The 23,577-nt window shown below is 36.8% G+C and carries 13 protein-coding genes; 7 read left to right on the forward strand and 6 right to left on the reverse strand.

Annotated features, from left to right (window positions below; all coding sequences use genetic code 11):
• Nucleotides 1–27 precede the first annotated feature (27 nt).
• Entirely contained in the window at nt 28–1,272 is a 1,245-nt protein-coding gene (locus ADICYQ_RS28855) for an FG-GAP repeat domain-containing protein (protein WP_235114741.1), read from the reverse strand.
• Nucleotides 1,212–3,305, reverse strand: coding sequence for a CRTAC1 family protein (locus ADICYQ_RS28860; RefSeq protein ID WP_020889773.1), 2,094 nt, complete (start codon nt 3,303–3,305; stop codon nt 1,212–1,214). The genes ADICYQ_RS28855 and ADICYQ_RS28860 overlap by 61 nt, the downstream gene beginning before the upstream one ends.
• A 489-nt stretch (nt 3,306–3,794) precedes the next feature.
• Between ADICYQ_RS28860 and ADICYQ_RS16520 the strand changes: the two genes are divergently transcribed.
• Nucleotides 3,795–5,711, forward strand: coding sequence for a heparinase II/III domain-containing protein (locus tag ADICYQ_RS16520; RefSeq protein WP_235114743.1), 1,917 nt, complete (start codon nt 3,795–3,797; stop codon nt 5,709–5,711).
• A 176-nt stretch (nt 5,712–5,887) separates the two neighbouring features.
• Here the strand turns inward: ADICYQ_RS16520 and ADICYQ_RS16525 are convergent, their stop codons facing one another.
• The 4 genes from ADICYQ_RS16525 to ADICYQ_RS16540 form a co-directional block, all read right to left on the reverse strand.
• Nucleotides 5,888–7,012, reverse strand: a complete 1,125-nt coding sequence (locus ADICYQ_RS16525) for a hypothetical protein (protein ID WP_020889775.1) — start codon at nt 7,010–7,012, stop codon at nt 5,888–5,890.
• A 7-nt stretch (nt 7,013–7,019) separates the two neighbouring features.
• Nucleotides 7,020–8,390 (reverse strand): FAD-dependent oxidoreductase, encoded by a 1,371-nt coding sequence (locus ADICYQ_RS16530; protein ID WP_020889776.1) that lies wholly within the window; start codon nt 8,388–8,390, stop codon nt 7,020–7,022.
• Between the two features lie 137 nt (nt 8,391–8,527).
• Complete coding sequence (locus ADICYQ_RS16535; RefSeq protein ID WP_040416746.1) at nt 8,528–9,976, reverse strand: RagB/SusD family nutrient uptake outer membrane protein; 1,449 nt, start codon at nt 9,974–9,976, stop codon at nt 8,528–8,530.
• A gap of 42 nt (nt 9,977–10,018) precedes the next feature.
• The gene (locus tag ADICYQ_RS16540; protein WP_040416747.1) at nt 10,019–13,195 is read right to left on the reverse strand and encodes a SusC/RagA family TonB-linked outer membrane protein; all 3,177 of its coding nucleotides are present in this window, start codon (nt 13,193–13,195) and stop codon (nt 10,019–10,021) included.
• A 1,585-nt stretch (nt 13,196–14,780) separates the two neighbouring features.
• On the opposite strand from ADICYQ_RS16540, the gene ADICYQ_RS16545 reads away from it, so the two are divergent.
• The 6 genes from ADICYQ_RS16545 (at nt 14,781) to ADICYQ_RS16570 (ending at nt 22,962) form a co-directional block, all read left to right on the forward strand.
• Nucleotides 14,781–15,383, forward strand: a complete 603-nt coding sequence (locus ADICYQ_RS16545) for an RNA polymerase sigma factor (protein ID WP_020889779.1) — start codon at nt 14,781–14,783, stop codon at nt 15,381–15,383.
• A gap of 176 nt (nt 15,384–15,559) precedes the next feature.
• Nucleotides 15,560–15,829 carry a hypothetical protein gene (locus ADICYQ_RS16550; RefSeq protein WP_020889780.1) on the forward strand — a complete coding sequence of 90 codons (270 nt, stop codon included), beginning with the start codon at nt 15,560–15,562 and terminating at the stop codon, nt 15,827–15,829.
• Between the two features lie 148 nt (nt 15,830–15,977).
• Nucleotides 15,978–16,649: a FecR family protein gene (locus tag ADICYQ_RS16555; protein ID WP_161625611.1), complete on the forward strand. Its 672-nt coding sequence runs from the start codon at nt 15,978–15,980 to the stop codon at nt 16,647–16,649.
• Nucleotides 16,650–16,785: 136 nt separating this feature from the next.
• Nucleotides 16,786–20,046, forward strand: coding sequence for a SusC/RagA family TonB-linked outer membrane protein (locus ADICYQ_RS16560; protein ID WP_146946914.1), 3,261 nt, complete (start codon nt 16,786–16,788; stop codon nt 20,044–20,046).
• A gap of 15 nt (nt 20,047–20,061) precedes the next feature.
• Nucleotides 20,062–21,729 (forward strand): RagB/SusD family nutrient uptake outer membrane protein, encoded by a 1,668-nt coding sequence (locus ADICYQ_RS16565; RefSeq protein WP_020889783.1) that lies wholly within the window; start codon nt 20,062–20,064, stop codon nt 21,727–21,729.
• A gap of 132 nt (nt 21,730–21,861) precedes the next feature.
• A complete protein-coding gene (locus ADICYQ_RS16570) occupies nt 21,862–22,962 on the forward strand; it encodes a metallophosphoesterase (protein WP_020889784.1) in 1,101 nt (366 codons plus the stop codon).
• Nucleotides 22,963–23,577 lie beyond the last annotated feature (615 nt).

Here is a 23,577-nt window from a genome sequence, read left to right on the forward strand (position 1 = left end):
TCAGGGCAGGCCCTGAGTTACTTCGCTTCAGGGCAGGTCTCCATTTGGGTGTCTTAGTTTATAGAAATCTGGTTTTTCATTGTTATATGTAACCATGACGTAGGAAGTGCCTTTGACATTAATGATATCTAAACCTCTTACTGCTTTCTGGCTAAAATTTAAACCCAGTTGGTTGCCTTCTAATATTGTTCCTTCGGAAGTAATGACATTTCCTGAAAGACTTCCAAGGCGTCCATGATAAGGGGATACGCCAAAATAATTACCACCTGCCAAAACTTCTTCCTTACCATCTCCATCAAAATCAAACTTTAAAAAAGTCGTCAATGGAGCTACCTGTAAAGAGGCATCAAATGCTTTAAAAGTAAACTTACCCCCAGCATTCAATAGGTATCCGGATGCCAATTGCTGGGCAGTAAAAAGGGTAGCATTTTCCAACTGATCTTCATCAAAAATCTCTTCCAGTGGTTTACCAGCGAAATCTTTATACGAAGTAAATTTCCTTTTAAGAAAACGCATTTGGCTACTCAGTTCATCTAGTCCTGCAACCGTATAGTATTCGCCGTCTTTTTCATAGGCCAATATGGTTTCTGTACTCCCATTTTCATCAAAATCCGCATAATACATCTTTAATGGGTAATCTTCTTTCGAAGTAAATTTGCTGTTTAGCCCCCAATTGCCCAATAAATAATCCAATTCACCATCCCCATTTATATCAAAGGGAATGATGGATTGCCATAGACCTGTTAACTTTTGATCAACCATTTCTTCGGTAATGTCTTTTAAAATTCCTTCCTGGTTTTTAAAAAACCTGGGAGTCATCCACTCCCCTACTACGATAAGATCGACCCACCCATCGCCATCAAAATCTGACCAGACAGCATCCGTTACCATCCCTACGTTCTCCAGTGTTTTGTTATCAACTGTCTCAAACGAGCCGTTTTTATTGTTCAGGAGATAAGATTTTGGAAGATTTCCAAAATCATTTGCAACAGCTCCACCACCCACAAAGAGGTCCATGTCACCATCTTTGTCATAATCATGCGCTTTTACTACAGCACTATTCTCAAAATAAGGAGGAAGAGCCTGTTTTTTAAAACCCTTGTCTTCATTGATAAAAAGCCTATCCAACAAAGCCTCATTCTGTTCAGAAAGCTCACCACCTGAGGAGACAATGAACAGGTCATTTTTACCGTCATTGTTCAGGTCTTCTATTATTGCCGACACATCTTCACGAAGAGAATCTTTGGCAATTGCATCGATTTGTTTCTCCATAAATCCATTGCCAGTTTGAAGAAAAATCTTTGCAGGCTGCAATTTTGCTCCTCCAAAAAAATATCATCACTACCATTGCCATCAAGGTCTTTGACTACAACTGCAGGTCCACGATCAGAAACCTTATAAGGAATAAGCCGCTGATGATTGAAATCTATGAACCTGTTTTCTTGGTGTTTATAATCCAATCCCGATAAAGCCTCGACTTTTTGGAACCAAGTTTCAGCTTTGGAGAAAACTTGTTGATAATCAACTTTTTGACGGTTTTCTGAAGGATTCAGCTCCAGTGTTTGATTCACTGTTATGTTGTGTTTTTTTTCAATTGTATTGTCCGGCCATATCACCAGCATAGAATCTACTTGTTGAATATTGCCGAAACCAAAATGGATCAAAGGTTCTGAAGAGGATTGAAAACCCCTTGAAGTAAACAACTGTTTCATTTGCATCTTACCCTGATGCCAGGTGATCACTTTGGTGCCAATCCCAAAAGTATTTGGAGCAATGAAATCTACCTTGATTTTTAAATAAGCTGAATTTCCAGCCAAATTGTTCTGGTACAAGGTTGCTGGTTCATTGAGATTGTTGGTAACCAAATCCAAATCTCCATCATTGTCCAGGTCTGCCCATGCAGCTCCTGTTGATAAATTGGGGTAATCAGAAATCCAGTTGCCGGATTGATCTGAAAACTGAAGGTTTTCTTCCCCTTTAAAGATATAGTTCTTTACTTTACCCGAAGGCATTTTATTCAACGCTTCCTGATCTAAACGATTTGAAGCATTAAATTGTCGTTCTACTTCTTCACTAGATATATAATTGATGTAATCATGGTCATTGGGTCTTCGGGAAATCCCTGTAGATATGAATAAATCCTGTTTTCCGTCAAGATCAAAATCTGCAAATAGAGGACTCCAACTCCAATCAGTCGCTGAGACACCACTATACAGGGCGACTTCCTGAAAGTATTCTCCACCACGGTTGATTTGCAACATATTACGCGCGTATTGGGGATGATAATTGAGGCGTTCTATTTTCAGGTCATGCGTATAAATGGGATCATCACTCATGGATGATTTGAGCACCTTTTCATCTTCAGATAGCATATCCAAGGTGATAATATCTACAAAGCCGTCTTGGTTGATGTCCACAGCGTCATTCCCCATAGAAAACCTGCTTACCTGGCTGAATTTATCCTTCAGTTGCTCGGTAAAAGTTCCGTCTCCGTTGTTGATATAATAATAATCGTCTTCGTGAAAATCGTTGCTTATATAAAGATCAGTAAATCCATCATTGTTAAAATCTGCAGTGGCCAACCCAAGTCCATAGCCATTGGCCCCACCAAAAATCCCTGCCTCTTCGCTGACATCAATGAATTTTCCACCTTCATTTCTAAGCAACTTATCACCACTTAACTCAGTGCGCTTATGCCTTATCGCCGCCGGACCATAGGAATTATCAGTATGTACAGAATGGTTTAACAAGTACATGTCCAGGTCTCCATCATTGTCATAATCAAAAAAGGAAGCCGTGGTAGCGTAATTTTTAAAATCCAGTCCATATTTCTCCCCTTCTTCTGAAAAGGTGAGGTCACCATTGTTTATAAACAGTTCATTCTTACCCTTCAACCCGTGGATTCCTACGACTGCACACACATAAATATCAAGATTTCCGTCACCATTCACGTCGGCCAGTGTTACGCCAGTATTCCAATCAGAAGAACCAGCAACTCCAGCATTTTCCGTGATGTCTTCGAATTCCATATTGCCTTTGTTTAAAAACAGCTTATTGGGAACTTGATTACCGGTGAAAAATATATCCTGAAGACCATCATTGTTGATATCTCCTATTGCTACTCCCCCACCATTGTAGAAATAGAGGTAATAAAGAATACTCAGGTTATTGGTTTCTTTTAACTCATTGGTGAAATCCAGATTTGAAACAGTCGGGTCAATGGATCTAAACAGGTAATTTTCTTCCTTAACTTCTGAGCATCCAACAAGAATAAAAAATAGGAGCGCAACAAAACTGATTTTCATTTTTCTTGAGTATAAATGATGAATCACTAATTTAGTAATTTGAAGCAGTATTTAAGGAAATATTCACTTCAATCCGTAAGCAGATTAAGGAAAAAGGATTTAAATTAATCCCATTCCGATTTTTCCGATTTATTTTGTTCACTTGTTTAAGGAATACATAAGTCAAAATAGAAATTCCCTATTGAGCAGCAAAAACCCATTACTGGTCTTTATATTAATAAGTATTATATACCTATATTAATTTAGCGCCTATTTAATTAATTGAATCCTTCAGATAAGCAATATATTGGAAAGATAATCAGGTAAACTCGGTTTAAATAAGTAAACAAAGTGGAAAATTTGAAGAATAAAAACTATCAGATTAATTAAGCTACTGTTTTTCATCCTATTCTTGCCGAAATCAAACCGATTTTCATAAAAACGATCTGTATATTTATAACTTGATTAATCAAATAAACCCATCCTACAATAGGAAATAACTAAAAAAGCATGACTGTCCTGAAAAGTGTAAATCGATCGTTATTTCTTATCAGCCTTCTCATAGTATCTTTTATGAGCGACCTGGCTTATGCTCAGTTATCAGAAAATCATGATTCTCAACCGTATCAACTCGATAACCCGATATCGGTACAGTACCTGAAAAGGAATCTTCGAAAATCTCAACCTAGACTGGTATTAAATCAGGCAATTGAACAGAACCTAAGAGAAAAGCTTCAAACCGATCCCTTTATTCAGCATATTTTTCAATCGATCAAGTACAATGCTGAATCGGTATTAGCTATAGATTTAATTACGGTTGACATCCCAGATAATCCCCGATCACAACAAAATCAGCTCCGTATTTCCAGAGATTTCCTCTATCGAATAAATATGTTAGGAATGGTCTATTTAGTTGAAAAGGATCCGGAAATTTTGCAAAGGTTAAATGAAGAAGTGCTTGCTGCTTGTAATTTCCCTACTTGGAACCCAAAACATTTTCTCGATGTCGGTGAAATGTCTTTGGCTATTGCCTTGGCTATAGATTGGACCGCAGGGGAATTACCCAAATCTACCCTCTCTTTGGCGAAGAAGTCTTTAATAGAAAAGGGAATTATGCCCAGCTGGCCTGAAAATGGAGATACACCTAAATGGGTCAATGGAACAAATAACTGGAATCAGGTTTGCAATGCAGGTATGATTGCAGCATCTATTACAATTGCTGAGGAAAACCCGGCATTGGCAGCAAAAACGATAAAACGGTCAATTGCAGGTATGAACCATGCCCTTGCTGAATATGCACCGGATGGTGCTTATCCTGAAGGCCCTACTTATTGGGGATATGGAACAATGTTTTCAGTAATGACTGCGGCCATGCTTGAGAGTGCATTTGGAACTGATTTTGGAATAGGTGAATATCCGGGCTTTAAAGAGAGTGCTAATTTCGGCCTTTTAACCTTGGCCCCTTCCAAACTTTTATACAATTATGCTGATAGCCCCGACATTCCGGAGCTTTATAATGATTTTACCTTGAGTTGGTTTGCCTCCAAAACAGGAGATAAGAATTATTTGAACCATGCAAGATTTATGCAAACACCTGAAGAGATAGGGAAAATCTCACGTCTGGCAGGAGCCGGTTTGGTTTGGACGGCACAATTTGAAGAAAAGGAATCAGGATTTATCCCAAGTGCATGGAAGGGTGAAGGAGCAAATCCACTAGTAATTTTCACTGGGCAGGGGGAGAATAAAGAAGGTTTTTATTTTGGAGGAAAAGGAGGTCGAGGATCAATAAGCCATGGGAATATGGACGCTGGCTCTTTTATTTTTGAATTAGATGGCGTTCGATGGGTGATCGACCCCGGCAATCAGAGCTATGGGTTGTTGGCAAGAGCTGGTTTCGATTTATGGAATAGGTGCCAGGAATGTGATCGATGGAAATTGCTTACCAAGAATAATTTTGGACATAGTACAATCTCAGTGAATAATAAACGACATGTGGTCGATGGTTTGGCTACCATTATTGACTTTAAAGATGGAGAAAATCCCGAAGCCACCTTTGACCTTACACCGACTTTTGCAGGTCAGCTAAAAAGTGCTAAGAGAAAATTTACAAAAGACAGCCCCAGATCTATTGTAATTGAAGACCAAATAGAAACCAACGATTCTACAAAATTGATCACTTGGCAACTTATGACTCAGGCCAATATTGAGCTTGTGGATGGTGGAGCTGTTTTGACTCAGGATGGAAAAACCCTGATGTTAGAAAACTTGTCACATCCAGGGATTAGCTTGTCCGTCATCTCTCTGGATCCAGCCCCACTCGAATTGGATAGGCACATTGAAAACCTAAAAAGAATAGAATTAAGGGTCCCTTCATGGATTTTAGAGGGAAATAAAGTTAAAATAAAAGTGCGCTTGTATGGAGAATAGCGTGAATTCAGAATAGGCAGGTTATTGGTGCTATTTTATAATTAGGGAAAACCCATATTTTGAACCAATGATTATGCGGATGCAAATTTTTAATTTCCCTTGAACTTAAACCAATTTAAAAATTCGATATTTGGTTAGACTTTGAAATTAAGCTGAACAGCAATTGAAACCCAGGATTATTTTGGAACTGTTTCTAAAAAACGCTTTGCTTTTTGTGCCAGATAATTGTTATCCGATTTACTTAGAGCCCTTACTTTTCCCAGACTATTTGCATCGAACAATTCCTGCTTTTGGTATACCTCTAAAAGGATCACCGTAAGTGGAACCTCAAGATCAATAATTACCTCATTAAAAAAAGTAACTGTGTTAGGGTGCACAATTGGAGCTTTCTTGAACAAGTCCAGAATCCACTTTTTCCTTCCGCTGTCCATTTGAGGAAATAGCGCAACTAAATTTGATTGGAAGGTTTCGGAAGCTAAATTTTGAGGGTTAATTGTTTGAATGGCCTTTTCGGAAAGGCTATATTCATTGCTATTTATAAACTCAAAAATCAAAGGGCTTATCTCCGGGTATTGATCGAGTTTGCCTTCCAATTGCTCCAAGGTCCACAATACATCTGAAAGGTTTTCACTTTCTAATAAAAGGCCAATATAATCGGAATCAAAATTACCTGTGGTCCATTGCTTAATAACCGCACTGGTAGGACCATAGATCAGGTGCCATAATTTATAAGTAGTGTAGGCAGCCCCTTCTACCACGTAATCTAGAATAAATTTAGAAGTAGCACTGGATACCCCATCTATTTCTTCATCATCGTATTGGCTTTCAGAATTAACATCCTTAGCCCCTTCCATCACAATCTCATTGTAGGAAAAACCTCCTAGGGGAAGAAAAGGATCTGCTAACAAAGCATTCAGTCTAAGGTACTCTTCTTCAGTAAATGGTTCGTGGTCATGCTTACTGAGGTACTCATTTTCGGGCATTTCAAAGCCCAGGTATCTTCCGGTAGGATTCCAATAAACAATAACATCAAGCAACCTACATTTACCATCAAAGCAAACACTTGTTACGACATTTCTGGAAAAAAATACGGGATCTCCTTTGCCCGACAAATGACCATAGAGCGTATCTATTGAAATTTCCTCTTCGAAATCAATCAGTCTTTTTTCTACTTCAACTGCTTCAATTGTTAAGGTCTTGTCATTGATATATTGTATGGTCCCCGTATTGGAAACGGGAACCATACCAATAAAGAACACAGCAATAATTAATAGAAAATGTTGCTTTGTAACTTTAAACATTGATTTTTTAAACTTCGCCTGTAGGAACAATGGCACCATGATTTCTTAAAAGTTCTCTCACTTCATCTAAAGGAACATCAGCAGGAGACACATTTCGTTGGCAAGCGATCACTGCTGTAGCTCCGGCAACCTGTCCCATGGCCATGCTGGATCCTTGTACTCTTAGAGCGGAATTGGCTAACCTATCGCTAGACAAACACCTACCTGCTACCATAAAGTTTTTGCTGTTTTTAGGAATCAATGCCCTCAAGGGTATACTAGCAACTACCCCTTCACTCAATTGTTTTGGGCTTACACCATGTTCAATTATATGCAAATCTATCGGATAGTAAGAATAGGAAAGTGAATCTTTATACTTTTTTCCTGAAGTATAATCCTCGTGCGTGATTTGATACAAGCCATCAATCCTATAGGTTTCCCTGATACCGATTTCTGTTCGCATGTCTTCTATCACTATGTTCTCACAGCCTGGTAATCTTTTCAAAAACTTCAGGTGCTTCAACAGTGATCCTCTCGCATGAATATTCGCCGCAGTATGTGATTCGGAGGTTGTAGAGTCTGCCCCTCTGATATGTTGAATATTATCACCTTTGGAACTCAAAAGGCGAACAATATTTCCTCTAAACTCCTCCCTTATCAACTCTCCGCTGTTTATCGCTGCTTCATATTCCTTTTTGATCATATCCAAATCCAAGGCTTCCATGTCATAGCCACCCAATCTAAAGATAAGCGTTCCAGGTTGTGTTTCAGCTTCTTTCAGCAAATCAAACCCTGCAATATTTGCAGCAATTGCATTTCCTGAGCAATCGATAATTTGCTTGCACTTTATTTTTGTAGTAATACCTTTACCAACCGTCTCCATTTCCCAGAATCCCTTCTTGAATTCTATTTTGGTAGGCGTTTCGTAATAGCGCAAATCAACGCCAGCTTCAACGCATTTTTGCTCTAATATTACAGAAAACAAAGGACCATTTAGTCTCACTTGATGGTTCCAATGTTGGCGTCCATGAGGAATCGAAAAATTGGGTAGCGTATCTCCATTAAGTTCTACTGCTTCTTGAACATTTTCCCAACCGATACCACTAATAATCTGCTTTCCCCAGGCAAAGAATATTCCCGGAAAAGCCACTCCTGCGGTAGTAGTAGTACCACCTAATTGGCTAACACACTCAATAAGGGTTACTTTTTTACCAGCTCTGCCAACCTGGATCGCTGCCACTGCACCAGCTGTACCTCCTCCTACTACTACAACATCCGTTGTAATATTTTTTTGAACAACCTTATAGGGTTCCTTTAAAACATCCCCTTTAGCAAAGGGAGAAGCCGCCACACCCAGGGAAAGTGTTCCCATAGCGGCGATCATATCTCTTCTTTTCATAATCCTTTTTATATTAAACCCGAACCATGCAACTGCTATATTATTAATAAGTGTAATGGATTCCTGAGAAATTCATTCACTTGCTAATTAAGTAGCAACTGCATCATTCGGGTTAATTAATTAATTTACTGTAAGAATTAGTATCCTGGGTTTTGATCTGTATCAGGGTCTATCGCACCGTTAAAGTTTAACTCTGACAATGGTATAGGCCATAAATAATGTGCCTCCGCTATGGTTATGCCTTTGTTTTTCGTTAGCATTTCTTGTGCTCTTCCTGTTCTTTTTAAATCCAACCAACGCTTTCCTTCAAATATAAACTCGTAAGCCCTTTCTTGTAATAAGGCATCAAGGAATTCCGTGATTTCACCTGAAGAAAAAGTATAATCAACTTCCGAAGGTGAATCTATTGCCAATCCATAAGCCCTTCTTTTAATTTTATTCAAGGCTTCTAAAGCTTCAGGAGTTACGGCATTGGCATTTCTGGCTGCAGTTTCTGCATAGATTAAAAGAACTTCTGCATACCTGTAAATGGGTAAATCATTTCCTCCATCACTGCTTCCAACGGCATTCCGATCCATGTACTTATTGCTTACCAAGGTATTTGGTCCCAATCCAAAATCTATTTGGTCCCATAACTCTTTTCTCAAATCTCCATCTTCCCAATTGATATAAAAAGGATTAGAAGCGTCGCTATAATGCGCATAAGCACCTCCAAAGTTAAAGTAATCAGTGCTTGGATGATTCAATATAAACAGCATGAAGTTCCCATGGCCGAGCTCTCTGGAATATTTAAAATAAAAGACCTCTTCAGTAGTTGTAACTAAATCAGCTCCGAAAATATCCGTTCGAATGTCATTTGCTTCTTCTATTCCAACCAATGAATAATTGTTTGAATCAATTACTTCCTTGCTTTTTGTCATTGCAAGGTCATAATTTCCCATGAACAGGTGGACATCGGCAAGTAAAGTTTTAGCAGCATTGACCGTTGGCCTTCCTATTAATGTTGCAGTAGCATTTAAATTCATTTCAGCATATTCAAGGTCTGCTAGAATCAATTCATAAACTTCAGCTACAGAACTTCTAGGCAGATCAATTTCCAACATGTTGTCCTCTGTTCTCAGGGGTACGCCAGCCCAGTTTCTTACCAGATCAAAATAACTCAAGGCCCTTAAGAATTTAGCTTCGGCGATATAATAATCGATCGCTTCCTGACTAATATCATTGCCATTGGGCGCATTGGAAATGACCAGGTTTGCATTTCTAATGGCCTGATAGAAAGAATTCCACCTTGATCCTGCAGTATTGATATTAGTAGCATTTAGTCCTGCAAAATCGTTGTATTGCGCACGGCTTCCCCTGCCATATCCCCAGTCTGTATGAGCATCTAATATCACCATTTGCTCTGCCCTGGTTGAACCCAAAGGAGAATAAATAGCGTTCACTGCGGTCTCTACTTCCTCTGCAGTATTGTAAAAATTTTCTACCGCAACGGTTTTAGGTTGTTCCAGCAATAAATCCTCACAACTTGTTAAAATAAGGAGGAATACTGGAAGAATATATAATTGAATGGTTGTTATCCTTTTCATTTTATTTCACTTTAGATTGAATACTTTTTTTCATTATCCTGTTTAAAAGCCTAATCTTATACCCATAGTGAAGGACTTTGGAATAGGATAACTGTAATGGTCTATACCCAGTTCTGTACCAGCACCTCTTGAATTTACTTCAGGGTCCCACCAGGAATAACCAGTAAAAGTGATTAAATTTTGAGCACTCACATAAACCTGAGCACTATTAAGCGATTTTTTAAACAAGAGGGCTGAAGGTAGATTGTATGCCAACTGAATATTTTTAAACCTTAGGTAGGAGCCATCTTCGATAAACCTATCAGATACCCTAACCGCAGTATTTCTACTGATCAATGGGTATTTAGCATCTGTGTTTTCAGGTGTCCAGTGATCGTACAATACTTCTTTTGGCATGTTCATCCCTTGCCCAAAATCCATTGTGCTGGTAATTGAACTTACATTGAAAATATCATTGCCATGGGATCCCTGAAGAAAGAAACTGAATTCAAAGTTTTTGTAATTCATAGTGGAATTAAACCCATAGATAAATTTAGGGTTAGGATCTCCTATATAGGTTTTATCATTGTCATTGATGATGCCGTTGTCATCCTGATCAACAAAATTGATGTTTCCATTTTCATCATACCCATCTTCCTGATAGCCATAAAACTGACCGATAGGCCTTCCTTCTCTTAAAATGGTAACGTTGTCTCCAACAACCAATACACTTACATAGGCACCTAAAATGTCTTCGCCGTTGTGTAAACTTAGCACCTTGTTTTTGTTAAAGGCCACATTGCCAAAAACATCCCATTTAAAGTCTCCGGTTAAAACTTTGGCATCCAAACTTAACTCCAATCCTTTATTTTGAACCTTACCAACATTTTGAATGGTAGTAGTGAAACCAAGGGAACTTGGAAGTCTTACTGTATTTAGCAAGTCACGGGTATTTTTAATGTAATAATCTGCATTAAAAATGATTCTGTCTTCCAAGAAGCCAAAATCCACTCCAAAGTCAATTTGCTCTGTTGTTTCCCATTTTAAATTACCTGGCAATACTGTGCTAGGTGCAAAGGTATTGTAGAGGCTATTTTGAAAAACCGTATTTCCAGGGCTTAGTTGGTTTAGGGTGGCATAAGGAGAAATGGCCTGACTACCTGTAAGTCCCCAGCTTGTTCTAACCTTTAAATCTGAAAGCCAGCTACTGTTTTCAACAAATGACTCTTTGAATAGCTTATAAGCAAAGGCTCCTGAAGGGAAGAAACCCCATTTGTTACCTGGGCTATACTTGGAAGAGCCATCAGTCCTAAAACTAAAAGTGAATAAAAACCGATCGTCAAATGTGTAATTGACCCTACTTAGATAAGAAATCAATACGGAATTTGAATAACCACTACTTGGGATACCAGGAGTTTGCGCAGCTTGAAGGCTGTAAGTTTCAAAAGCATCACTTAAGAATCCTACACCACTTGCACTAAGGTAAGTGGTGGTGAAATCCTGATAAGTAAATCCAAGAAGTGCATTTAACTGATGCTTACTGGAGAAAGTTTTATCATAGCTAAGGGTGTTTTCACTAAGAATACTCCTGAATTGACTAGTATTCACACTTGCCCTACCATCAGAGTTAAAGAAATTCCTTGTGGTATATCCATCCGTTCTGTCATCTCTGTTTTCTATACCTCCTGAAATTTTCAATGTCAGGTCAGGAATGGGTTTGTAAACAAATGCCATATTTGTCAATACAATATTGGCTTTTACAATACTCATTTGTTCGTTGATGAAATTTAATGGATTGACAATATCAGGGGCAATAAAAGGATACTCATTTCCCAAAATATTGTAACTACCATCTTCATTATAAGGCTGAGAGATAGGGGCAGCAGACAAAGCCGAACCAATCATTGAATTTCCACGAGATCCTCCGCCACTGTCTCTTCTTTCGGTTTTTAGATGGGTAAGGTTACTATTGAACAGCAAGGAAACTTTATCACTTATTGTATGGTTGATATTTGCTCTAAGTGAGTACCGATCGTAATCACTTCCTTTTACAATTCCATCTTGACCAAAAAAGCTTCCAGAAATGGAATACTTAGTTTTAGCAGTTCCTCCACTTACATTTAAAGATGTGGAAGATATCGGAGCATCTGTAAAAATCAAATTTTGCCAATCATATCCTTGACCAAAGTCTGCTACTTCTTGTGCTGTAAAGTACAAAGGAATATTGTCATTGGCCGCCTGGATATTCTGAATCTCGGCATATTCACTTCCATTCATTAGGTCCAAGGTCTTGCGAAGGGATTGCATGCTGTAACTTGTTTCAAAATCCACTTTGGAAGTACCTTCTTTTCCTTGCTTGGTGGTGATCAACACTACACCATTGGCTCCTCTGGAACCATATATCGCAGTAGCAGAAGCATCCTTCAACACTTCAATACTTTCGACATCAAAGTTATTCAAATTGGTAGGATTTCCAGAAAATGGAAAACCATCTACCACATAAAGTGGCTCATTGCCGCCCTGAATGGAATTAGTTCCCCGAATTCTAACACTTAGACCTGCTCCTGGTGCACCACTATTTTGAATGATCTGAACGCCTGCCGCTCTTCCAGACATGGCCTGCATCACATTGGATGTAGGAAAAGCATTGATTTCATCTGCCTTTACACTGGAAACTGATCCTGTCAAATCACTTTTCTTAACAGTTCCATAACCTATTACGACAACCTCATCGAGTGCGGTATCGTCAAGTTCCATGTTGATGTTAAACTGGGTTTGATTGCCAATTACCAGGCTTTTGGATTTATAACCAATAAAAGAAACCACCAATGTGGCGCCTTCTTCAACTTCAATGGAGAAATTCCCATCTAAATCCGTTACCGTTCCTTTGGTCGTGTTGGCAATAGTAACCGTAGCACCTGGCATTGGATCACCATTTTCATCTATGACGGTTCCAGTGATAGCTACTTGGACCACTGCAATAGGAGCAGCTTTCGTTTTAACATTTGATTTTAGGCTGATCAGTCGGGTATTCTCGATCTCCCTGGATGGGAAAACGAAATTGTAATCTGTAAGCTTTTCAACCTTTACTTCTTCGAGTACGGTTAATTCCTTTATTCCTATCGACTTGGCATTGCCACTGAAGGCCATAAGGGAATACATACTCAAACACTGAATAGTAAAAGCTATTGTAAATAATTTGGTCATGTACATAACATGCATTAGTAGGCTTTTTTTCATAATTCACATTGTTTGCTTTTGCATAGGACTAACTAAATATCTATCGGGAAGAGCAATAATGTCCGTTTCCCGATTTAATTGAAGGTAATAATCGAAAGCACAAAATGTTAGCTCTTTTATGGCTTTCTTTAACTCAACTTTTTAAACTTTACATAGGCGGCATCTTCAAATTGTACATTAATATTCCTTTTTTTTCCATTTGGCAATTAGTAAGCATCGGGGCAAATCAAAGAGGCATTAAATTTAATTGAAATTCTCCTTTCATAATCTCCTTCAATTTTCTAATTCAAGTTTCTAATTCAAGTTTTTGACATCTATTGTAATACCGTTCACGTTACCATGTTTACTTACCTTAATCATAACAAGACATCGCTTACCCCACCCCTAAAATACATTATCAATCCGGTAAATTGTTTAAAAATTATTTGGGCGGGGTGAAATATTAATTACAGATTAAAAAGAAAAGCTTTGAATCAAATGGTAATCGTAACACTTTTAAATTTGACCTTCTTAAATCTGTCCTATTAGTGATTTAGTTTAAAGTAACATTTGCTCCTCCTGCTTTATCGAAATCTACTTAAAAATCAACCTAATATTGGTAAAGCCACCTATATAATCAGTTCAACTATAACTATATATGGTTTTTCGTATTTAGAGCAGAATGAGATGCACATATATTGAATGCATCTATGCCGTTTTGTGTTTGGCCATTTACAATCAGGAAGCTTATCTTCAAAACGATTGACTAGCGCCTCCTGCACCATAAACGCTATAACACAGGCTTGCATTTGAAACCATAGCCTTTCATGAAAGGCTATTTTAATGGTATTTGGTCTACTGCATCCACTCCTACTACCTTGGTAATTGGAAATCAGTAATCCTATCTCTTTGATGAAACGATTGATTTTAATAGTGAAAATCACAAATCAACTTTCTCAAAAAGGTGCTAATCAATAATTAGTTTTTGACCAAAGAAGTTATTTAAAACAAAGTTGTGTCCATCCTAAAAACTACATCTTTTGATATTGTAGATTTGTTGTTAAACTAGTGACTTGAAAAAACAAACTGAAAGAAGCATAATGAAGCTTTATCAGTAAAGGTAATCCAGGGTTGTTAATAAGTCTGAATTTTCCAAATGAATAACGCGCTTTCAAATCCTCAGTTTCTTAAATTTGTTTGAGAAAAATTATTTACCAACTTCACCTGATCAATCTGAGAATAATGATAGATGACAAAACCATCTTCAATTTTTTTAAATAAATTTTTCAAAAAACACTAAAAATATTTTACAAAAACTCATTAATCTATTTAATGATGGCTACTCAATTTAGGTCAAAATTCCTTTACAAATCAGTCAAAAAATTTTGATTCTTTGTTGCTGCAAGATCTACATTAGTCTTCAGTTCAAAAGTAAAATATCTTCTTGTCTACTTGCTCATAAAGTTAAGTTTACTTTGTTTTTAAGCCTAATTCTTGGTCTAGTTTTAGGGGAGTATTATGCCTCTGTTAAGTTATATACAATAGTTGTCATTAAATGGGATTTTGGCGATTATTAGGCCTTGATTAATCCATACGAAATTAAAACATGGAAAAAAGACTTCTAAATTCTATTCCCCAAACAGACTGTGATGCACTATGGCTTTTGCTAAGAAATGGTGACAAGAAAGGCCTTGAGGGTCTTTATAGACAATTTTCCCACGAACTTTTTAAATATGGTCTGTCCATGGTAAGGGATGAGGGGTTTGTTCAGGACTGCATTCAGGAAATTTTTATTGATCTTTGGAAGTATCATTTAAGGCTTAATAAAGCAGACAATGTAAAAGTCTACTTATTTAAATCCTTATCCAACAAAATTATCAGGGAGCTTAAAAAAGCTAGAAAAAGGAAAACGGAGGAAATCCAAGAAGAAATTTATTCCCAAATTTCGATTGAATCCATTGAAAGTAGTCTAATAAATATCCAGAGAGAAAAAACCCTTCAAGCTAAATTAGCAAAGGGGTTGGAAGAATTACCTTTAAGGCAAAAACAAGTAATCAACCATTTATTTTTCGATCAATTTTCTTATGAGGAAACTTCAAAAATGATGGGTATCAATTTACGTTCCGTCTATACTCTTGCATGGAAAGCAATTGGAACACTAAAAAAACACATTCTTTCCCTGGCAATTGTTTTAATTTTCTTATTTTAAAAAATATCATTAGTAAATATTCTAATGATATTACGTTAAAAAGGTTTTTGATTAAGCCTGTTAAGGATTAATTTTTTACCCTCAATTTTAATAGATTCAAATTTATAAAATAATTTATTTTTTTCAGAGGATAACTTTACATATGATTTGACTCTTATAATTGAAAAGTAGCGAATATGTGCAAAAAAGATTATAAGACAGAAGATTTTGTTTTAGACCCTGATTTTCAAAAATGGGTTCTTCACCCGGATACTGAATCGAAAATCTATTGGAACACCTTTATAAAAAATAATCCTAAAAAGTATACTGATATTCTTTTGGCGAGAAAACTGGTTTTGAATATGTCCAGAAAGTCTACTGATATTCAAGAAGAAAAATTAGAGCAGACTTGGAAAAATATAGACCATGCTATAAATAATATAAGGATTAATCCAATCAAAAAATAATCCCTTTGGATTCATCTAGTACGATGAAAAATTATAATAATAGATACCCTAAATCATCCAATAAAACGATAGTTGTTTATAAATGGGCAGGTATTATAGCAGTTGTTTTTCTTTGGCTATAATAATTAATTTAATCTTACCCCATCCGGTGTCTAAGGAAGTCCAAGCGCCGATGATTTATGAAGAACATACCACTCCTCCTGGTGTTAAGTCCAACTTAACCCTACAAGATGGATCAAAAGTGATCCTTAATTCCGGGAGTACTCTACGGTATATTAAAAATTTCGAAGCCAATCAAAGAGTCTTGGAGCTCGAAGGGGAAGCTTATTTTGAAGTTGCCAAGGACCAACTACGGCCTTTTAAGGTAATTACAGGACCTGTTACCACCCAGGCTTTGGGTACTACTTTCAATATCAGTGCATATAAAGGTGAATCTTTGGATATATCCTTGCTAACAGGTAGAGTGGCAGTTAAGGGAGCCTTAGATGAATCTGGGGAATTAAAACTAGACAAGGGTGAGGGACTAGAAATTGATTTGGTAAAAGGAGAGATTGTGAAGGTAGCTTTCGATGAAACATTACTCCTGTCCTGGACTCGAAAAACCATTGTTTTCAACCAGACAAAGATGTTTGAGGTCAAGCGTGTGCTGGAAAACTGGTATGGGGTTAATGTGAAATTCACAAATTTACCTAGCAATAGCTTAGAAGTTTCAGGGAAATTTAAGGATCAACCCCTTAAGAATGTACTTGAAGGATTAAGTTATTCCGCCCGTTTTAATTATAAGATTTATAAAGATGAGGTGACTTTAACTTTTAATTGATTTTGCCTATGAAATAAAAAAAGGCCATAAGTGCTTCAACACCTATGGCCCAAATTAAATGCTGAAAATGAGACTGCAATCTCTTTTTCAAAGTGTGTTTATTTATTAGAAAAGCCTAAACAAACGATGTAAAGATATGAAAAAATGCCTACTAAAGCATGTGATCTACATGACAAAATTATTCACTTTTGCCTTCACCTTCCAATGCCTCAGCATGAGTCTTCTTCTTGCCCACAATGGCAATGCTCAGGTGAAAAATATAGAAGACGTAAGTGTACACCTTTCTTTAAATGAGGTGAAGGTCGAAAAAGCCTTTAAGCAACTTGAAAAAATAACGGAATTCAATTTCGTTTTTGCCACCAGGGAAATTCGCAATAGCCCCTTGGTAAGTTTAGAAAGCAATGGGGAAAGTTTATATGATCTGTTGGTTTCCATTGGTAGCCAATCTCACTTAAGTTTCAAACAAGTAGATGGAAACATCCATGTGAAAAAATCGGATAAAATAAGTGTGACCACTAAGGTGGATTATGAAGACGTAACAGTTTCCGGAGTGGTAACAGACAAAAATGGAGAGCCAATTCCTGGGGTTACCGTGTCTATTCCAGGTACGTCAATAGGAACTGCTACAGACCTTGATGGAAAATATTCCTTATCGGTCCCAGAAGAGTCAACACTTATATTTTCCTTCATAGGATACGAGACTCAAAGTGTAGTTTTAGGAACCCAGAGTATAATTAATGTGGTGTTGAGTGAAGATATATCTTCTTTGGATGAAGTGGTGGTAGTTGGATATGGAGAACAAAAAAAGAGTGATATAACAGGATCCGTTGCCTCCATTCCCAAAGAAAGACTTGAGATGGTACCAATTATTAATGTAGCCCAGGCGATTCAAGGTTCTATACCAGGAGTTATGGTACAAAATACCTCTGCAGGTGCTGAACCAACTCAGAATATCATGGTTAGAGGTCGTAACTCTATTGCTGCAAATAATTCTCCATTAGTTGTGGTAGATGGGGTACCATATGGAGGAAACTTATCAGATATTAATCCAAATGACATTGAATCTATTGAAATTTTAAAGGATGCATCTGCCTCCGCCATTTATGGTTCAAGGGGGGCCAATGGTATAATATTGATTACTACAAAAACAGGTAATGCTGGTGAATTGAAAATATCCTATAATGGTTTTTACTCGGTTCAGGATCCTACCAATGTCCCCGATATATTGAATGGTGAAGAATTTTATCAATTCAAAATGGCCCGTGCTCCTCATATGATGACAATTCCTGAACAAGAAATTTATGATTCAGGGGAATGGGTGAATTGGTATGATGAAATATTACAAACTGGTTTTACACACAATCAGCATGTTAGTGTATCCGGAGGTACACAAAAAACTCAATTTTTCATGTCAGGTGGCTTACTTGATGTAAAAGGTCTAACCTTGAATGATAATTATTTGCGAGGAATCAGCAGAGTTAATGTTGAAACCAAAATTAATGATTGGCTATCATTAGGCACCAGAAGTCAGTTTTCTTACGACGATCAAAGTGGAACTTCTCCAAGTTGGGCTGATGCCAGGTCAACTAATCCTCTTGTAAAACCTTATGATGAAAATGGAAACCCTACAATTTACCCATGGGAAGGTATGCCTCAACAAGGTAACCCTCTTGAAGGATTACTTTTCGATAATAAAAATGAATCCTTTCAGATCAACCTTAACAATTTTGCAGTCATAAATATTCCAAAAATAGAAGGTTTAAGTTATCGCATTAATACAGGATTTAATTTTATATTTCGTGACCAAGCAACGTACAAAGGAAGAGATACCAGAACTGGATTAGAAGTTCAAGGAGAAGCAGAAACTAGTCGGTATAGGTATAACTCCACTCTTATTGAAAATATTCTATCATACAAAAAGAACATCGACAATCATTCAATTTTCGGTACGGCCCTCTACAGTTTTGAAAGTAATAAAAGTAGTTCGAACGATCTGTTGGCTAGGGGATTTGAAAATGATCACCTAAAGTATTACGCAGCTGAACAAGCAAATTTTATATCACCAAATTATGATTTTAATGAGTCTTATTTAATTTCTCAGATGTTGAGAGTTAATTATGCGTTTGATAGCCGATATTTAGTAACTGTAACCGGAAGAAGGGATGGATTTTCCGGATTTGGAAAATCAACAAAATGGGGGATTTTCCCTTCAATCGCATTAGGGTGGAATATTGGCTACGAAGATTTTTTCACTTTTAAAGATGTTATCAGTGAACTCAAACTTAGAGCATCTTATGGAGTTAATGGCAATCAGGCTGTAGGAAGTTATCAATCCATTACACGCCTTGGTGAATACCATTATGTTGACTCTAAAGAAACTGCACCAGGTTATCGACCCACAATTCTTGGTGATCCAAATTTAGCCTGGGAATCATCCAGAACTTTTAATGTGGGCCTTGACATGGGTTTTTTAAACAATAGGTTTGTTGCAAATGTGGATATCTATGAGACAAGTACAACTGACCTTCTTTTAAATAGGATTATTTCATCAGTGCATGGAATTAGTTCTTTGACAACCAATATTGGTGAAACAAATAATAAGGGTGTAGAATTTTCAATTCTATCTAGAAATATAATAACGCCTGCATTCAGCTGGACTACAAATGGTAACCTATCTGCCAATAAAAATAAAATTGTTTCCCTATACGGAATTTTAGATGAGGATGGTCAAGAAATAGATGATTATGCAAATAATTGGTTCATTGGCCAACCTATAAGTGTCAATTATGATTTCGATGTAAATGGCACTTGGCAATTAGATGAAGTAGATGAAGCAACAAAATGGGGGTCTGTTCCTGGTCAGGTTAAAATAGATGATCTCAATGGCGATTATAAATTAGACAACGATGATCGTAAAATTCTAGGTCAAGAAGATCCCGTTTTAATGTGGGGTTTAACCAATACCTTCACTTTAAAAAACTTTACCTTAAACGTATTTATTCACGGAATGCATGGTATCACTAAGGCAAACAGCCTAATGAATGACCATGTTCTTGAAGAAGTTCGTAACAATACCATTAAAAAGGATTGGTGGACACCAGACAACCCAACCAATGAATGGTATGGAAACTGGTTAGGAGCAGATGTAATGGGAGGAATTTTAGCTAGAAACAGGATTTATCAGAATGCAAGTTTTGTCCGGATCAAAGACGTTTCTTTGTCATATTTATTTCCGCAATCAAATATCTTAGGTGTTTTCAATAATTTAAGGGTTGCTGCCACCGGAAGAAACCTCTATACATTTACTAACTGGATTGGCCTTGATCCAGAACTTAGTAGTCAAACCAGCATACCACTTCAACGAGAGATGGTTTTAGGTCTTAACGTAAGCTTTTAATAAATAAAAAAAATTATGAGGACTATTATAGTTACTTTAATAATAAGTTTTTTCTTAATTTTTGTTTCTGGTTGTTCAGAAACTTGGTTAGAAGAAAATACACCGCACCTAATTACCACAGAATCTCTTTATACTGACTTAAATGGATTTGAATCTGGTTTAAATGGGTTGTATTCATTGGTTAGAGTTCAATATGAAGAAGGCTGGGGTGGTTATTCTATGTTAAAAGCCTTATTTATTGGAGGAACAGACAATGTTACTCCAAATCACTATACTGGGCAGGGGTATAGTAATTTAACCGCTGATTGGGGTGCAGTTAATAACCCTCACCTTCAGGATTACGCTTCTGGTTGGGCTTGGCTTTATAGTATTGTAAATGCAGCTAATACTATTATCAATAGAGCTGAATCAGATAACAACATTGACTGGAACGGTGGAGATGCCCTACCCGATGAAAACAAAAATAGGGTAATTGCTGAAGCCAAGCTTTTTCGTGCTTGGGCATATCGTCATTTAGTTTATGGTTGGGGAGATGTTCCTATTTCCCTAATAGAATCTGGCGAAATAATTAAAACCGATTGGGAAAGAGCACCTAGTATTGAAGTGAGAAAACAAATTATTTCTGACTTATTATTTGCTGAAGAATATATCCCCGTACGTCCTAATAAAAGAGGGAAAATAACCAAAGGTGTTGCTCAACATTATTTAGCTGAAATGTACTTGGTTTTAAACATGCCAGATAGCGCATTGATTTGGGCTGATAAAGCCATCAATACGCCAGAATACGCACTTATTTCAGATCGATATGGAGTGAATAAAGACTTACCTGGAGTCACTATTATGGATATGTTTACGGAAGGAAATGAGAATTATGATCAAGGAAATACCGAAGCACTTTGGGTAATTCAATTTGCAAAAGAGACTGTTGGAGGATCTGGTAGCAGATTAATTAGGTGGGCAGGTTCTAGATTTGATGCTTGGGTAATAAATGGTGTAAGACCTTGGACAATGACCTATGAAAGAGGTGGTAGAGGACAAAGTAGGCAATCCCTAACCAAATGGGCTCTCGAATCTTATGAACCACAGGATGAAAGAGCTTCGATACATGCTATCAGGTGGTATTTTATCCTCAATGATGCTGAAGCTAATGCACCCTATGCTGCTGATAATTTACCTCCAGGATATAATTATGGGGATACGATCTATCTCGATTCGTCGGGAGATATAACAAGAGAGAATTACAGCCGGAATAATTGGCCTTTTTCAAGAAAACTTGAAGGAAGTGACCCTGATAATCCTTCAAGTGGCTATCAATTTAATGATCACATATATTTAAGATTGGCTGATACCTATCTTTTGAAAGCAGAGGCCGAATTTAAATTGGGACTAATTACCGAAGCTACAAATACTATTAATACTATTAGAAGTAGATCAAACGCTAGTATTATATCTCCAAGTCAGCTTGATATGGATTTTATCCTTGATGAAAGATCAAGGGAATTAGTCTTAGAGGAAGATAGAAGATGGCATTTACTCAGGACAGGGAAATGGCTTGAACGCATGCGTAAATACAATAAAAATGGAGGCCAGAATGCAGCAGCAAGAGATACCATCTGGCCTATTCCTCAAATTGTAATTGACGCCAACCTCACGAAGCCTATGGCACAGAATCCTGGCTTTTAGTCTTAATGGCATAGTCATTTTTAATTTTGGATCTACTTCCCATAAAGAATATTAGTATGGGGAGTAGACCAATTTTATTTACTTTTTAAGAATTTCCGATTAAATATAGCTTTCACCAAAATATCTAGACCGATGCACAATTATCCTTCTCTTTCTATTTTTTATCTTTTTTCTGTGTTGCTAATAAATGCCTGTAGTAGCTCTACCAATATTGATTTCAAGAAGTCAAGAGAATTAAAAGAGGCACCCGAAGGTGTTTTTAGCATGATTGTCATTCCAGATACCCAACAATATTTTGGAAAAAGCACTAAACTTGAGCCCGATAGTGAAAATGAATTAACTAATCCAGTTTTTAAAACTCAAATAAAATGGATTAATGATAATATCGATAGGCAAAAGGTTGTTTTTGTTAGTCATGTTGGTGACATCGTTGATATAAACAACCATAGCCAATGGTCATTGGCACGTAATTTCATGAATTCGTTACATGGTAAAATTCCATATGGCATTTCAGTTGGCAATCATGACATGACTTCAGATGGAAACTCATCGCTTTTTCAACAGTATTTCCCTGTATCTAGGTTCTCTGAATTTGATTGGTATGGCGGATATTTTAATGAAACCAGTTCAATTACTCACTCTAGTAATAATTCAAATAGCTATCAGTTATTTACTGCTGAAGGAATTGATTTTGTAATCCTGCATTTGGAATGCAATGCCCCAGATAATGTCCTTATGTGGGCAGATAAAATTTTAAGTAAGCATAAAAACCGTTTTGCTATCATCTCTACTCATATGTTTTTGGGGCCCATAGAAAAACCAAGAACACCAGAAGGATTTTTTAATGATCCTAAAGGAATTATGCGATGGATAAAGAACCATGGAGAAAATGGTAATTCTCCTCAACAAATGTGGGATAAATTATTCTCTAAACATAAAAATATACACCTCATCCTCTCTGGAGACCAAAGCCGATCTAATGCACTAAATCACAAGCTAATTGGAGATTCTGGCAATACAGTTTATGCCATTTTAAGTGATTATATGCTTAGCCCTGGCCCGTTGCGGATTATGCGTTTCAAGAAACACAAAAATGAAATTGAAATAATAAGTTATAATGTAAATGACAATAATATTGTAAGTGGAACCAAAACTATTCCTGAGAAAAGCAGTCATAACTTTACAATTGATATTGATTTTTCAGCTTACCTCAAAATTGAAAGTAGGAGATAAAGTAATCAATATTTTATATTTAATTATGAAAAAATAATAGGAGTAATTATTTAATAATCTTCCTCTATAGGCATCTTACAACTCAAAACAAGAGAAAGCTATGTGGTTTAAACTGGAATAGTTAAGCCGTTATCGAAATAAAACTCAAATCATATCTCGATTAAATACACCAAAAAATTAAGCTTAAGGAGCATTAACATTAATAAATTTTTCTGATCAAGAGAAGTTTCTTAATACTAGTATTTTTTATTTCATCCCAAATTTGTTTCACCGATAAACCAAAACGGAGGCAACGAACTGGAAGGTTTTGTGCAATGGGATGGCACTATCGGATCAATGGCCTCCTTATTATATTGAACCTAATGAGCCGAAGGAAGGGCCTGTCCCCTATCTTGAGAACAAACCAAAAGTCATCCCAATTAATATAGGGAGGCGGTTATTTGTGGATGATTTTTTGATTGCGAAGACTAAATTAATTCTTGTTTCTCATTCACCAGTTCTCTGTAAAAACAATTCTGGTATTAACACCTGACAAAGAATGAGAAGCCAAATGAGTAAGACAATTTTATACTGCTCCTTAAGAAAGTATTATCCCCTAATTTGCTCTATCAATCT

The organism is Cyclobacterium qasimii M12-11B (genome assembly GCF_000427295.1).
GTDB lineage: Bacteria > Bacteroidota > Bacteroidia > Cytophagales > Cyclobacteriaceae > Cyclobacterium > Cyclobacterium qasimii.